Below are 206 nucleotides of genomic sequence, written 5' to 3' on the forward strand. Positions count from 1 at the left end.
GCGATGCATCGTTTCACTGCTGAGTTCGGGATGGGATCAGGTGGTTCCAATGCTCTATGGTCGTCAAGAAATTCTGTGTGCCGGTCCGTCTGTTGCGACGTGCCAGCGAATTCTTGATGCTTCTACTCTAAAGACAAAACCCCTACCTGCAGATGCAGATAGGGGTTTCGGAATTTAATCTTGACGATGACCTACTCTCACATGGG

Annotated in this window: 1 rRNA gene; it reads right to left on the minus strand. The window is 49.5% G+C overall.

Going from position 1 to position 206, the window contains the following annotated elements:
- Positions 1 to 68: ribosomal RNA gene (rrf, locus tag ACQRAX_RS25805) — 5S ribosomal RNA — on the minus strand; the annotation flags it as partial.
- Positions 69 to 206: the final 138 nt, after the last annotated feature.

It is taken from the genome of Pseudomonas sp. UM16 (assembly GCF_050312595.1).
GTDB lineage: Bacteria > Pseudomonadota > Gammaproteobacteria > Pseudomonadales > Pseudomonadaceae > Aquipseudomonas.